12 protein-coding genes are annotated in these 13,276 nt (G+C 66.6%); 8 read left to right on the top strand and 4 right to left on the bottom strand.

Features of this window, described 5'->3' with window-relative positions; all coding sequences use genetic code 11:
- Window positions 1–249 precede the first annotated feature (249 nt).
- Complete coding sequence (locus VL52_RS21505) at window positions 250–1,566, top strand: MFS transporter (RefSeq protein WP_160298976.1); 1,317 nt, start codon at window positions 250–252, stop codon at window positions 1,564–1,566.
- 61 nt (window positions 1,567–1,627) lie between these two features.
- On the opposite strand, the gene hslU is transcribed toward VL52_RS21505, so the two are convergent.
- Window positions 1,628–2,974, bottom strand: a complete 1,347-nt coding sequence (gene hslU / locus VL52_RS21500; RefSeq protein ID WP_046158960.1) for an ATP-dependent protease ATPase subunit HslU — start codon at window positions 2,972–2,974, stop codon at window positions 1,628–1,630.
- Between the two features lie 44 nt (window positions 2,975–3,018).
- Window positions 3,019–3,570: an ATP-dependent protease subunit HslV gene (hslV, locus tag VL52_RS21495; RefSeq protein WP_011133956.1), complete on the bottom strand. Its 552-nt coding sequence runs from the start codon at window positions 3,568–3,570 to the stop codon at window positions 3,019–3,021.
- A 143-nt stretch (window positions 3,571–3,713) separates the two neighbouring features.
- On the opposite strand from hslV, the gene VL52_RS21490 reads away from it, so the two are divergent.
- From VL52_RS21490 to VL52_RS21465, 6 genes are all read left to right on the top strand, one after another.
- Entirely contained in the window at window positions 3,714–4,412 is a 699-nt protein-coding gene (locus tag VL52_RS21490; RefSeq protein WP_046158959.1) for an energy transducer TonB, read from the top strand.
- A complete protein-coding gene (locus VL52_RS21485) occupies window positions 4,409–5,086 on the top strand; it encodes a MotA/TolQ/ExbB proton channel family protein (RefSeq protein ID WP_046158958.1) in 678 nt (225 codons plus the stop codon). The genes VL52_RS21490 and VL52_RS21485 overlap by 4 nt, the downstream gene beginning before the upstream one ends.
- A complete protein-coding gene (locus VL52_RS21480; protein WP_021475413.1) occupies window positions 5,073–5,483 on the top strand; it encodes an ExbD/TolR family protein in 411 nt (136 codons plus the stop codon). Before VL52_RS21485 ends, VL52_RS21480 begins: the two co-directional genes overlap by 14 nt.
- Before the next feature lie 185 nt (window positions 5,484–5,668).
- Window positions 5,669–7,522, top strand: a complete 1,854-nt coding sequence (locus VL52_RS21475) for a DUF3857 domain-containing transglutaminase family protein (protein ID WP_046158957.1) — start codon at window positions 5,669–5,671, stop codon at window positions 7,520–7,522.
- A gap of 191 nt (window positions 7,523–7,713) precedes the next feature.
- A complete protein-coding gene (locus VL52_RS21470) occupies window positions 7,714–8,274 on the top strand; it encodes a PAS domain-containing protein (protein WP_046158956.1) in 561 nt (186 codons plus the stop codon).
- Window positions 8,271–9,689 carry a methyl-accepting chemotaxis protein gene (locus VL52_RS21465; protein WP_046158955.1) on the top strand — a complete coding sequence of 473 codons (1,419 nt, stop codon included), beginning with the start codon at window positions 8,271–8,273 and terminating at the stop codon, window positions 9,687–9,689. The genes VL52_RS21470 and VL52_RS21465 overlap by 4 nt, the downstream gene beginning before the upstream one ends.
- A gap of 71 nt (window positions 9,690–9,760) precedes the next feature.
- Here the strand turns inward: VL52_RS21465 and VL52_RS21460 are convergent, their stop codons facing one another.
- Together VL52_RS21460 and adh are read right to left on the bottom strand one after the other, a co-directional pair.
- Complete coding sequence (locus VL52_RS21460) at window positions 9,761–10,414, bottom strand: class I SAM-dependent methyltransferase (protein ID WP_046158954.1); 654 nt, start codon at window positions 10,412–10,414, stop codon at window positions 9,761–9,763.
- A gap of 286 nt (window positions 10,415–10,700) precedes the next feature.
- Entirely contained in the window at window positions 10,701–12,203 is a 1,503-nt protein-coding gene (gene adh / locus VL52_RS21455; protein WP_046158953.1) for an aldehyde dehydrogenase, read from the bottom strand.
- Between the two features lie 266 nt (window positions 12,204–12,469).
- Between adh and VL52_RS21450 the strand changes: the two genes are divergently transcribed.
- The coding region (locus VL52_RS21450; protein WP_046158952.1) for a sigma-54-dependent Fis family transcriptional regulator at window positions 12,470–13,276 on the top strand (807 nt) is incomplete at its 3' end.

Below are 13,276 nucleotides of genomic sequence, written 5' to 3'. Positions count from 1 at the left end.
TTTTTACAGGAAAATAGCCAATAGTCTGTTTTTAAATGATTTTTAATTTTTCCCTTTTCAAAATAAAGATCGAATCTCCTGTATCTGCAAGCCTTTCCAGTCATTTTCAACACCATGAAAATTTCCTGAAAGCAGAAAAATCGACCTATTTTCCAAAAAACATCGAAAAGATACAACTTCTCGGCCGCCTTGGCGTGACGTTGTCATTTCATGTTAGGATGAAATGCCTTCATCATCAGGATGCGCGCCATGAACATTTCCCTGCGGCAACGAATACGAGGCCTGCCCTCCGGCTTCCACCTGCTGATGTTGAGCGATGCGCTGAGCGGTCTGGCGATGGGCGCCGGCTACGTCAGCATCAGCTGGTGGGTGGTATCGACGGGCGGCGCGCGCGACATGGCATGGTTCAGCACATTGACCGCGCTGGTGATGCTGATCGCGCTGCCGCTGACCGCGCCGCTGGGCGACCGCTTTCCCAAGAACCGCGTAATCGCCGGCGGCATCCTGCTGGCGATGCTGTCCGGCCTGGCCTTGGCCGCAATGGCCTGGTTCGGCTTCTATAAGCTGGCCTGGGTCGTCGCCAGCGAATCGATGGCGATGTTCGCCTGGGCCATCGTGTTTCCCTCGATGCTGAGCATCGCTTCCGAACTGGTGCCGGCGGCGCGCCTGACCGACGCGCTGTCGCTGCAGAAGAGCTCGCAATCGGTGGGCAATCTGATAGGACCGGTGGTGGGCGGCAGCCTGATGGCCTTCATGCCCGCCTGGCTGGCGCTGGGCGCTTACGCCATTCTGCTGGCCATCGCGGCGATCGGCGCGCTGCGCATCCAGATTCCGCCGCGCGACCTGGCCGACTTGCGCGAAGAAAGCTTCGTCGACCAGGTGCGCAGCGGGCTGCGCGTGCGCTGGCGCATCCCTCTGGAGCGCAGCTGGGCGTTCTGGGGCTTGCTGGTGATGACCGCCTACCTTCCCATGGTGATCACGCTGCTGCCGATCAAGCTGCATCAATTGGGTCTGCCCGCGATCTGGCTGGGCGCTTGCGAAGCGGCCGCCAGCGGCGGCCTGCTGATCGGCTCGCTGTGGCTGACCCACCGCCTGCTGCAACACTGTAGCCGGCCGCGCGCCCGCGCATTCGCCATGTGGGCGCTGGCGGCGGTGTTCCTGGTGGTGGCGCTGACCGACAATCCTTATCTGATGCTGGCGATGTTCGGCATCGAAGGCATGCTGCTGTCCATCACCATGCTGATCGGCCAGACCCATCGCACGCTGGCGGTGCCGGAGGCTTACCGCGCCCGGGTATCGGCGATCAATGTGCTGGTGGCCAAACTGGGCGGCATGCTGGGCCCGGCGCTGGCGGGCATTCTGCTGGCCAGCTGGTCGCTGGATGGCGTCTACCTGTTCTTCGCGCTATTCCACCTGTTGACGGTGCCGCCGATGCTCTTGCTGCCCGGCGTGAATCGCTTCCTCGGCCTGAGCCACGATGAGGTCAAGGACTGGTATATGCGCCAGCATCCCGAAGCCTTCGAGCCGACCGCCCCGGCCGCCGGCAAATTGAAGCAGCCTATATAAAGCAAAACGGCGACCGAAATGGTCGCCGTTTTCACATACATATATAAGGTATGAAACTAGCTCAAAGCACGTAGCGCGCCAGATCCTCGCGCTCGGCCACTTCGCCCAGCTTGCCATCGACGTAAGCGCCGTCGATCTGGCACGCGCCGGACTTGGCGTCGAAGGCCACTTCCTCCAGCAGCTTCTCCATCACCGTGTACAAGCGGCGCGCGCCGATGTTCTCGGTTTTCTCGTTGACCTGCCAGGCGATCTCGGCCAGGCGCTGGATGCCGGACTCCTCGAACGCCAGCTCCACGCCCTCGGTGGCCAGCAGCGCCTGGTACTGGCGCGTCAGGCAGGCATTAGTGCTGGTCAGGATGGCCTTGAAGTCGTCCACCGACAGCGACGACAGCTCGACGCGGATAGGCAGGCGGCCCTGCAGTTCCGGAATCAGGTCCGACGGCTTGGACAGCTGGAAGGCACCGGAGGCGATGAACAGGATGTGGTCGGTCTTCACCATGCCGTACTTGGTGGACACCGTGGTGCCTTCCACCAGCGGCAGCAGGTCGCGCTGCACGCCGGCGCGCGACACGTCGGCGCCGCTGTGGCCTTCGCCGCGGCTGGTGACCTTGTCGATCTCGTCGAGGAACACGATGCCGTTCTGCTCGACATTTTTCAGCGCCTCGGCCTTCAGTTCCTCTTCATTGACCAGCTTGGCGGCTTCCTCGTCGATCAGCAGCTTGAAGGCGTCGGCCACCTTCATCTTGGCCGCCTGCTTTTTGCCGGCGCCCAGGCCCTGGAACATGCCCTGCAGCTGGCTGGCGAAGTCTTCCATGCCCGGCGGCGCCATCACGTTCATCTGGGCCACCGGCGCGGCGATTTCCAGTTCGATCTCTTTATCGTCGAACTTGCCCTCGCGCAGCATCTTGCGGAATTTCTGCCGGGTGGCGCCGTCCTCGTGCTTTTCCTCGGTGGCAGGCCCCTCGGCGAAGAAGCCGGACGGCTGCTTGCGCGGCTGCGGCAGCAGCACGTCGAGGATGCGTTCCTCGGCGGCATCCTCGGCGCGCGCGCGGTTGCGCTTGATCGCCGCTTCGCGGGTGTCCTTGATCGCCACATCGACCAGATCGCGGATGATGGTGTCGACGTCGCGGCCGACATAGCCGACCTCGGTGAACTTGGTGGCTTCCACCTTGATGAACGGCGCGCCGGACAGCTTGGCCAGGCGGCGGGCGATCTCGGTCTTGCCCACGCCGGTGGGGCCGATCATCAGAATGTTCTTGGGGGTGATTTCGCTGCGCAGCGGCTCCGCCACCTGCTGGCGGCGCCAGCGGTTGCGCAGCGCGATGGCGACGGCGCGCTTGGCCTTGTGTTGGCCGATGATGTGCTGGTCCAGTTCGTGGACGATTTCCTGCGGGGTCATTTGCGTCATGACGTTCTCCGCCCGGCGGCGGCGGCCGGGCCATGCATTCGGGATCAGGCCTCGTCGTCCGGGCCCAGGGTTTCGATCAGGTGGTTGTGGTTGGTGTAAATGCAGATGTCGCCGGCGATCTCCAGCGATTTCTTCACCACCACTTCCGGCGCCAGGTCAGTGTTCTCGAACAGCGCCCGCGCGGCCGACTGGGCAAAGGCGCCGCCGGAACCGATGGCGGCGATGCCCTGCTCCGGCTCCAGCACGTCGCCGTTGCCGGTGATGATCAGCGTGTGATCCTTGTCGGCTACGATCAGCATCGCCTCCAGCCGGCGCAGCATGCGGTCGGTGCGCCAGTCCTTGGCCAGCTCCACCGCCGACACCAAGAGATTGCCCTGATGCTTTTGCAGTTTGGCCTCGAAGCGCTCGATCAGCGTGAAGGCGTCGGCGGTGCCGCCGGCGAAGCCCGCCAAAACCTTGCCGCCATGCAGCTTGCGTATCTTGCGCGCGGTGGCCTTGATCACGATATTGCCCAGGGTCACTTGCCCGTCGCCGCCCAGCGCCACGCGCTCGCCGCGACGGACGGACACGATGGTGGTGCCGTCGAACTGCTGCATATTGGTATTCCAATCAATGGCGGCCGGCGATGTGCCGGCCTTTGACCGATATATGCAGACGATCGCCGCGATTGCAAGCGCACGCGCAACACCTGCCGCCCCTGCGCTAGAAAATGAGAATTGTTTGTATTATCATTTCCAACATGAAATCCTCCGCTATCCTGCAATATTCCGCCCTCGGCGGCGTGCTGGCCGCGCACGCGCTGGCATTGACGCTGCTGAACGGCATGCCCGCGAGCGAGCAGACCGTCACCCCGCCCCAGGCGCTGCGGATGGAGATGATTTCGCTGGCGCCGGCCGACAAGCCCGCGGCCGCGCCCAAGTCCGCCCCCGCGCCCGAGCCGGTCAAGCCGCAGCTCAAGCCTCAATCCAAGCCCACGCCGAGCAAGCCTACCGTCCAGCCCAAGCCGGACCTGCAGCCGGTGAAGACCCAGGCAGACGCGCCCGCCCCCGCCAAGGCGATCAGCGTGGCCCCGGCCGCGCCGGCTCCCGCCGCGGAAGCGCCTAAAAACGCCGGCGGCGGCAAGACCGAAGGCCGCGACCTGCCCGTCACCGAACCGCAATCCCGCGGCGGCTACCTGAACAACCCGGCCCCGGCCTACCCGACGGTGTCCCGCGAGGAAGGCGAGGAAGGCACGGTGCGCCTGCGCGTCCACGTCAGCGCCCAGGGCCTGCCGCAGGATGTGTCGGTGCAGAGCAGCAGCGGCTTCCCGCGGCTGGACCGCGCCGCGCTGGCCGCCGTCAAGCGTTGGCGCTTCATCCCGGCCAAGCGCGGCGGCGAGGCCATCGCCTATCCCTTCATCGTGCCCATAGAATTCTCACTCAAGTCTGCCAATACATGAACGTACTGTCCGTATTCCAACAAGGTGACGCCGTGCTGATCGCGGTGTTCATGATCCTGATCCTGATGTCGGTGCTCACCTGGTACCTGATCATCGTCCGCGGCGTGCAGACCCTGCGCCTGCGCCGCGCCAACCGCGAGGCGGAAAACGCGCTGTGGGGCGCGGCCGACTGGCGCCAGGCTGAAACCAGCCTGCAGCATAGCCAGGGCCAGTTCGCCAACCTGGCCCGCGCCGGCCTCGCCGCGCTGAAGCAATACCAGAGCCAGGCCGGCCGCGCGCTGGGCCAGGCCTGCGGCGTCGACGAGTTCCTCACCCGCGCCATCCGCAAGGTGCTGTCGCAGGAGATGGCCCGCCAGGAAGCCGGCCTGACCGTGCTGGCCTCGATCGGCTCCACCGCCCCCTTCGTCGGCCTGTTCGGCACCGTGTGGGGCATCTACCACGCGCTGGTCAACATCGGCCAGGCCGGCCAGATGAGCATAGGCGCGGTCGCCGGCCCTATCGGCGAGGCGCTGGTGGCCACCGCCGCTGGCCTGGCCGCCGCCATCCCGGCGGTGCTGGCCTACAACGCGCTCACCCGCGCCCAGCGCGTGATGTCGCAGGAACTGGACTACTTCGCCCATGACCTGCACGCCCAGTTGCTGACCCAATCCGGAGAAAGCCATGGCGTTCGGTAGTTTCAACCAGGGCCCGGCCGCGCCGATGGCCGAGCCCAACACCACGCCGCTGGTCGACGTGATGCTGGTGCTGCTGGTGGTGTTCATCATCACCACGCCGCTGCTGACCAACGCGGTCAAGGTGGACCTGCCGCGCGCGCAGGCCGCCGAGCACCAGGACAAGCCCGAGCAGATCCGCCTGGTGGTGGACGCCGCCGGCAAGCTGTTCTGGGACGACAAGCCGGTGGCCGAGGCCGATCTCCCCGCCCGTTTCGCCGCCGCCTCCGCCGCCAACCCGGAGGTTGAGCTGCACCTGTCGGCCGACAAGGCGGTGCGTTACGAGACCGTGGCCAAGGCGCTGGCCGCCGCCCAGAAGAACGGCGTCGGCAAGATAGGCTTCGTCACCGCCGCACAATAGGCCCATCCCGAGATCCGCCCCGCCCCCGCCCGGGAAGCGGGGCTTTTTCATCTCTGCGCGCCGGACGACCCCTCCGGCCGAGGCCCCGCCCTCTGGCCCCCGCCCCGGCTGCATGGCACTATCTTCCGCGCAGCCATTCATCCATCCCGCCGCGCCCGGCGCGGCGACAGCAACGGTCCCACACGATGCCGCTCCGCTTTCCCCGACTCGCCCTGGCCGCCGCGCTCGCCTGCGCCGGCCAGGCCGCCTACGCCGCCCTGCAACCCGCAGCCGACGCGCCGCTGGCGCGCCGCTCCAACTCTGTCTGCCATCACCTCGCCGACAACAGCCTGGACTGCACCACGGAAAACCAGTTCACGATCCTGAAGCCGGCCGGCAAGGACCTGCTGTCGCGCATCGACTTCACCTATTCCGACACCGATAGCCTGGAAGTGCTGGACGGCGAAGTGCGCCAGCCGAACGGGCGCGTGGTCAAGCTGGACAAGTCGCAGGTGGAAACCCGCGCCGCGCCCAATCCCTACGCTGGCGTCAGCCGCGACAAGCAGACCTGGATCGCCTTCCCCGAGCTGGCGGTGGGCAGCGTGGTCAGCTACCGCGTCAAGCGCCACATGGCCTCGCCGCCGCTGAGCCGCGAGCTGCTGTACCGGCTGGACTTCGACGCCGAGCCCACCCGCAACGACAGCTTCCGCTTCGAACTGGACTCGCGGCGCCCGCTGCTGTGGCGCGGCGAGAAGATGGACGACTTCAAGATCGACGCCAGCGCCGACGGCAAACGCATCGTCGTCGAACAAAAAGCGCCCCGCTATTTGAACTTCACCAATGAATGGGACAACAGCGCGCTGCGCAGCTGGCCGCGGCTGAGCATCGCCAGCAGCGACTCGCCGCAAAGCCATTTCGGCGTCTACGCCGGGCGCTACAACCAGATCCTGGCCGCGCCGCTGCCGCCGGCCGCCGCCGCCGAAGTGGAGGCGCAGCGCGGCAAGCCCGCCGCCGAACAGGTCGCCGCCTTCATGCAGCACATCAACGGCCATTACCGCTATCTGAACGACCAGCGGCTGGCCGAGCGCGGCCTGGTGCCGTTCACGCTGGCCGAGATCGAACAGCACGGCTACGGCGACTGCAAGGACCTGGCCACGCTGCTGACCGCGATGCTGCGCGCGCCCGGCATCGCCGCCGAGCCCACGCTGGTATTCCGCGGCAACGACGCGCAGCGTCCGCTGCTGCCCGGCCTGGGCACCGTCAACCACATGATCGTCCGCGCCGTGGTGAACGGCAAAACCGAGTGGCTGGACCCGACCAACCCCTTCTTCGTCCCCGGCCGCATCATGCCTGACCTGCAAGACCGAACCAGCTACCGCATCGGCGGCGACGGCCTGGTGCGCGAGGAAGCGATCCCGATGCAGGCGGCGACGCTGACCAGCCGCAGCGAGCGCGTGGAAACCCTGCGCCGCGACGGCAGCGCCGCCATCGCCATCCGCGGCGAAGTCTCCGGCTGGCCGCTGGTGCAGCTGGCGATGCAGGACCGCTTCCAGGGACCGGCCAGCTCCGACCAGAGCCTGTGCCGCGCGGTCAACAAGCAGCCGCGGGAATGCAAGGTGGACCGCCCCGCCACCGGCTTTCTGCAGCCGGCGCGCTACGCGGCGCGCATAGACAGCGTCGACCAGCGCGCGGTGGAGAAGATTTCCGGGCTTTATCTGTACGACCCCGGCCTGGAGCATGACTGGGATGGTTTCGCCAGCTATCTGGCCAACGGCAACCAGGCCGACGTCTACCTGGGCGACGCCGAAACCACCGAACGCGCGGTGACGCTGCGCGGTGCCCGCGCCATCCAGCCGCCATTCAGCTGCCAGGCCAGCTCGCGCTGGTACGACCTGTCGCTGGAGCAGCGGAAAACGCCGGACGGCATCCGCTACCAGTACCGGCAGACCCGCAAGGTACGCTGGCTGAGCCATGACGAGATCGCCAGCCCCGAGTTCGTCCGCTTCAACGAAGCGGCGCGCGCCTGCGCGATTCAGGCGCGGCAGATCATCAAGCTCTGAGCAAAAACGCAATCCGCACAAAGGACGGCCCCGGCCGTCCTTTTTCATGCCGTTTTAACAAGCAATTCCTTTAAAAACTGCCACGAAAATTCAATAGCGATCACATGCAAGCCTTGCTGCATGATGCGCATAGCATGACAATGACGGATTGGCAGCCATACTAAGATAGCAAGGTCATAGAGAAGCAAACCATGAAACAGACCTCAACAAGCCATGGCGGCGGCCGCGAAGTGCAGCTGGCGCCGCACGAACTGATCGTCACCAAGACCGACCCCACCGGCCACATCACTTACGCCAACCGCGTGTTCATGCGCATCGCCGGCTACGCCGAGCACCAGCTGCTGGGCAAGCCGCACAATCTGATCCGCCACCCGGACATGCCGCGCGGCGCCTACCGGCTGATGTGGCAGACGCTGCAGGCCGGCCACGAATTCTTCGCGCTGGTGAAGAACGCCACCCTGGACGGCGATTACTACTGGGTGCTGGCCAACGTCACCCCGGACTACGACCTCAGGGGCAAGCTGCAAGGCTATTACTCGGTGCGCCGTCCGCCCAGCCGCGCCGCCATCGCCGCCATCGAACCTATCTACGCCGAGATGCGCAAGATCGAGGCCGCCCACGGCAAGGCCGCCGCTCCGGACGCTTCGCGCGACTGGCTGCTGGCGCTGCTGGAAGAAAAAGGCTGCAGCTATCAGGACTTCGTCCTGGGGCTGAACGCCGACGTACTGAAAGCCAAAGGAGTCGCAGGATGAGTTCGCCGCGCAAACCCACCCCCTTCCTGCGCTCCCACCTGGCCTGGATGCTGGGCGCCTTCAACTTGCTGGTGCTGCTGTCGATACTGGACGACTACCTGCTCCCCCCGCTGGCCCACCACGCGATCAGCGTGCTGCTGATGGCATCCACGCTGACCCTGTCCTGGTGGCTGTGGCAAAAGGGCGGCCACATCTTCCTGCTGCTCAACACCCTGACCCGCCAGCTGGGCCTGGCCTGCAGCGGCGAACTGCACCACCGCAGCACCCAAACCCGGCAGATGGGCGAGGTTGGCCAGGTGGCCTGGCAGCTGAACGACTTCCTCGACCTGGTGGAAACCTACTTCAAGGAAATCAACACCTGCTTCCAGGAAATCAGCCAGGGCAACTTCAGCCGCCGGCCGCTGAGCCAGGGCCTGCCCGGCATCCTGGCCAGCTCGCTGGAAAGCGTCAACGCCGCCATCCAGTCGATGGCCGACAACGACGGCTTCGTGCGCCGCAACCGGCTGTCGTCCCAACTGGCGGCGCTGAACAATCCCCATCTGCGCCAGGACCTGGCCGGCAGCCAGCGCGATCTGGCCGCCATCAGCCAGGCGATGGACCAGGTCGCCGGCATCACCCGCGACAACGCCGCCGGCGCCCGCGTCAGCCTGGACAGCGCCAACGAGCTGTCCGGCCACCTGGACACCATCGCCGGCAGCGTCAGCAGCATGGACACCGCCAGCCAGATGCTGGCCCAGGAATGGCAAGGCATCGAAACCTCGCTGGCCGACATCTCCGCCATCGCCGACCAGACCAACCTCTTGGCCCTGAACGCGGCGATCGAGGCCGCGCGCGCCGGCGAAACCGGACGCGGCTTCGCCGTGGTGGCCGACGAGGTGCGCAAGCTGGCCGAACGCAGCAAGAGCACCGCCAACCAGGTGCAGGGCGTGCTGGAGTCGTTGTCCAGCCGCATCGGCGACATGCAGGCCCAGGCCAGCGCCGCCGGCGGCGTGGCCGGCGAGGTGCAGTCCTCGGTGGACTCGTTCCGCCAGCGCTTCTCCAGCCTGGCCGAGCAATCCGACCTGGTGCTGCGGCAGGTCAGCGCGGTGCAGCAGAAATCGCAAACTTCGCTGCAGAAAGTGGGCCATGTGATCTACAAGCAGAGCGCCTACCACGCGATCGAGGAAGCGCAGGAGGCGCCGCCTGCGCTGGAGCTGGAAACCTGGCTGGAGGGCGACGGCTCGGCGCTGTTCGGCAGCGCCGCCCAATCCCTGCGCCCGCCTCTGCTGCAACTGCGGCAACAGGTGGACGCCGCGCTGCGCGCCGCCAGCCAGGACGGCCAGCTGGACGAGGCCGCCATCGTCTCCAGCATGCGGGCGGTGGAACAAGCCAGCCAGAAGCTGCAATCAGGCCTGGAGGAACTGGGCGGGCGGTGAGCCGCCGCCATCGATAGCGACAGCCGGGCGACGCCCGGCTTTTTTCATGCCCGCGCGCCGCAAGCCAAGCGTCAGTGCCGGCTGGGCAAGCGGTAGCGCAGCAGCCAGAAATGCTCGCGCCGCAGCAGGGCCATCTCGGCCGCGCCGTACGGCGCCAGCAGGATGCGGAACTCCGCCTCGGTCGGGAAATTCTTCAGCACCCGGCTCTCCCCGCCGTCGTGCCGCGGCCGGCGCTGGTAGCCGTTGCCGGCATCGTCGTACTCCATCACCGGAAACTGCCCGCCCTGAATCTCGCTGTTGTCCAGCAGGATCACCGTCGCGCCGGGCGCCAGACAGCCGTGCAGCGCCGCCAGCGCCGCCTCGCGCCGCTGGCGCGGCAGATGGGAAAACCACAGGCCGGCGAAGGCCGCGTCGAACGGCTCCGCCGGTTTGGGCAGCGCTTCGATCTCGGCCGCCGCGAACGCCACCCCGCCCACCCCGGGCCGCTGCCCGGCCAGCGCCAACGCGCCGGGCGACACGTCCAGCGCCAGATAGGCGCGCGCCGCCGGCGCCAGATACTGCGTCCAGTAGCCGCTGCCGCAAGCCAGCTCCAGCACCCTGCGGCCGAAATACTGCTGCGGCAGCCAACGCCGCAGCCAGGCCAGGTCCAGCGCCCGCTCCGGCTGCTCGTAAACCGTATCGTAGAACGCCACGCGCTCCGCGTAGCCGTCGTCATCCCGATTCATTCCCGCGTCCCTGCCATCAAACACTCAATCAGCATAACACGCTGGCGAGATGCTATTTCATCAGCATCATTACGTAAATAATAAATGTATTTCATTATAAAAATCATATTTGAATACAGACTCTAGCCGTAATCGATAATTCATCCCGCCAAATGCCGCCTCAAAATCATGGCGTCAAACCTGTCCCTTCGATCCCCCGGCGGGATGTTCCCAAAAAAAACGCCCCTCCGGCAAAAACCGGCGGGGCGGGAGACAATCCAGTTCGATCTCGCGGCGGATGCCTCGCTCAGAAGAAGCCCAGCTTGTCCTCGCCGTAGCTGACCAGCAGGTTCTTGGTCTGCTGGTAATGCTCCAGCATCATCTTGTGCGTCTCGCGGCCGATGCCGGACTGCTTGTAGCCGCCGAATGCGGCGTGCGCCGGATAGGCGTGATAGCAGTTGGTCCATACCCGGCCGGCCTCGATGTGGCGGCCCATGAAGAAGGCGGTGTTCATGTCGCGCGTCCACACGCCGGCGCCAAGGCCGTACAGCGTGTCATTGGCGATCGCCAGCGCCTCGTCGCGATCCTTGAAAGTGGTGACCGACACCACCGGGCCGAAGATCTCCTCCTGGAAGATGCGCATCTTGTTGTGGCCGTGGAACACGGTGGGCTGGATGTAGAAGCCGCCGGCCAGATCGCCGTCCAGCTGCGCTCTCCCGCCGCCGGCCAGCAGCTTGGCGCCCTCGTCGCGGCCGATGGCCAGATAGCTCTGGATCTTGTCCATCTGCTCCTGCGACGCCTGCGCGCCTATCATCGTCGCCGGGTCCAGCGGGTTGCCCTGCTTGATCGCCGCCACGCGGGCCAGCGCCTTTTCCATGAAGCGGTCGTAGATGGATTCGTGGATCAGCGCGCGGCTGGGGCAGGTGCACACCTCGCCCTGGTTCAGCGCGAACATCACAAAGCCCTCGATCGCCTTGTCGAGGAAGGCGTCATCCTTCGCGGCGACGTCGCCGAAGAAGATGTTCGGCGACTTGCCGCCCAGCTCCAGCGTCACCGGGATCAGGTTCTGGCTGGCGTACTGCATGATCAGCCGCCCGGTGCCGGTTTCGCCGGTGAAGGCGATCTTGGCGATGCGCTTGGAGCTGGCCAGCGGCTTGCCGGCCTCGACGCCGAAGCCGTTGACCACGTTGAGCACGCCCGGCGGCAGCAAGTCGCCCACCAGCTCCATCAGCACCAGGATGGACAGCGGCGTCTGCTCGGCCGGCTTCAGCACCACGCAGTTGCCGGCGGCCAGCGCCGGCGCCAGCTTCCACGCCGCCATCAGGATTGGGAAGTTCCACGGGATGATCTGGCCGACCACGCCCAGCGGCTCGTGGAAATGGTAGGACACGGTGTTGGCGTCGATCTCGCCCAGGCTGCCTTCCTGCGCCCGCACGCAGGAAGCGAAATAGCGGAAGTGGTCGATCGCCAGCGGAATGTCGGCGGCGCGGGTCTCGCGGATCGGCTTGCCGTTGTCCCAGGTTTCCACCTCGGCCAGCAGGGCCAGGTTTGCCTCCATCCGGTCGGCGATCCTGTTCAGCACGATGGCGCGCTCGGTCACCGGCGTGTGGCCCCAGGCGTAGCGGGCGGCATGGGCGGCATCCAGCGCCAGCTCCACATCCTGCTCGTCCGAACGCGGGATCTCGCACAGCGGCTGGCCGGTGATAGGCGTCACGTTCTCGAAGTAGCGGCCATTGACCGGCGGCACCCAGCGCCCGCCGATGTAGTTGGCGTAACGCGATTTCAGTTCGAATCCTGGCTTGAGTTGCATGGCGGTCTCCTTGACGTTGTGGCTCCTGCAAACCGCTTGTTGCGCAAGTCCCATGCCAGCCATTATCCGCATTGCATGGCAACATCGCGCCGAGCCAGACCAGCCCAAGCGTTCGGCCTCCGCATGCCGCGGCGCAGCAAGCAACTGGAAAATCAGCCGCTTGCCAGCGTGGCGAAAGCGGCCATAATCGGCTGCATTCCCCACCGAAACTGTCGCGCATCGGCACAGCTGTCCCGCCGCCGCGCGACACCTCGCCGGAGCCGCGCATGACACCCACCGCCCGCTTGCCGCTGGACGAGATCCGCCGCCGCTTTTTCGCCGGCCAGCCGCTGCCCGGCCAGGCGTTGCCGCCATCCATCCTGCACTCCTGGCAGCGCTGCCAGGGCCTGGGCCTGTCCGCCGGCGGCCGCGGCGGCGACCGGCTGACCGACGGCGAGCTGCGCGACCGGCGAGAGGCCAGCGCCGACTGGCTGGAGCCGGCGCGGCCGGCGCTGGCCGGACTGTACGAGCAGGTGTCGGCCGGCGGCCTAGCGCTGGTGGTGGCCGACCGGAGAGGACTGGTGCTGGACCAGGCCGGGGACATCGGCTTTCTCGACAAGGCCGAGCGGCTGGCGCTGACGCCGGGCATGGACTGGAGCGAGGCCGCGCGCGGCACCAACGCCATCGGCACCGCGCTGGCCGCGGCCGACAGCGTGCTGGTGCGCGGCGCCGAGCACTATCTGGAGCGCAACCGGGCGCTCAGCTGCGCCGCCAGCCCGCTGTTCGGCCCCCAGGGCCAATTGCTGGGCGCGCTGGACATCAGCGGCCCGGGCCGCAAGCTGGGCGACGCGCAGCGGCTGGCGCTGCTGGCCGCCCGCGGCCAGATCGAGGCCCGCCTGCTGGAAGACGCCGCGCGCCACGGCTGGCTGCTAACGCTGCACGCCGATCCGCGCTGGCTGGGCAGCCCGGCGGCCAGCCAACTGGTATTCGACGATGATGGCCGGCTGCTGGCGGCCAACCGCGCCGGCCTCGCATTCTGCGGGCTGGAGCCGGACGCCTGGCAGCCGCGACATTTCGCCGCGCTGTTCGGCCAG

This window comes from Chromobacterium vaccinii (assembly GCF_000971335.1).
Classification (GTDB): Bacteria; Pseudomonadota; Gammaproteobacteria; order Burkholderiales; family Chromobacteriaceae; genus Chromobacterium; species Chromobacterium vaccinii.
The sequence above is the reverse complement of the archived record's forward strand: the minus strand, read 5'-3'. Positions and strand labels throughout refer to the sequence as shown.

Excerpts from the sequence above, each read along its gene's own strand:
- hslV (WP_011133956.1), bottom strand. The coding sequence starts at position 3,570 with ATGCAGCAGTTCGACGGCACCACCATCGTGTCCGTCCGTCGCGGCGAG.
- VL52_RS21490 (WP_046158959.1), top strand. The coding sequence starts at position 3,714 with ATGAAATCCTCCGCTATCCTGCAATATTCCGCCCTCGGCGGCGTGCTG.
- adh (WP_046158953.1), bottom strand. The coding sequence starts at position 12,203 with ATGCAACTCAAGCCAGGATTCGAACTGAAATCGCGTTACGCCAACTAC.
- VL52_RS21470 (WP_046158956.1), top strand. The coding sequence starts at position 7,714 with ATGAAACAGACCTCAACAAGCCATGGCGGCGGCCGCGAAGTGCAGCTG.
- VL52_RS21460 (WP_046158954.1), bottom strand. The coding sequence starts at position 10,414 with ATGAATCGGGATGACGACGGCTACGCGGAGCGCGTGGCGTTCTACGAT.
- hslU (WP_046158960.1), bottom strand. The coding sequence starts at position 2,974 with ATGACGCAAATGACCCCGCAGGAAATCGTCCACGAACTGGACCAGCAC.
- VL52_RS21480 (WP_021475413.1), top strand. The coding sequence starts at position 5,073 with ATGGCGTTCGGTAGTTTCAACCAGGGCCCGGCCGCGCCGATGGCCGAG.
- VL52_RS21475 (WP_046158957.1), top strand. The coding sequence starts at position 5,669 with ATGCCGCTCCGCTTTCCCCGACTCGCCCTGGCCGCCGCGCTCGCCTGC.
- VL52_RS21505 (WP_160298976.1), top strand. The coding sequence starts at position 250 with ATGAACATTTCCCTGCGGCAACGAATACGAGGCCTGCCCTCCGGCTTC.
- VL52_RS21465 (WP_046158955.1), top strand. The coding sequence starts at position 8,271 with ATGAGTTCGCCGCGCAAACCCACCCCCTTCCTGCGCTCCCACCTGGCC.
- VL52_RS21485 (WP_046158958.1), top strand. The coding sequence starts at position 4,409 with ATGAACGTACTGTCCGTATTCCAACAAGGTGACGCCGTGCTGATCGCG.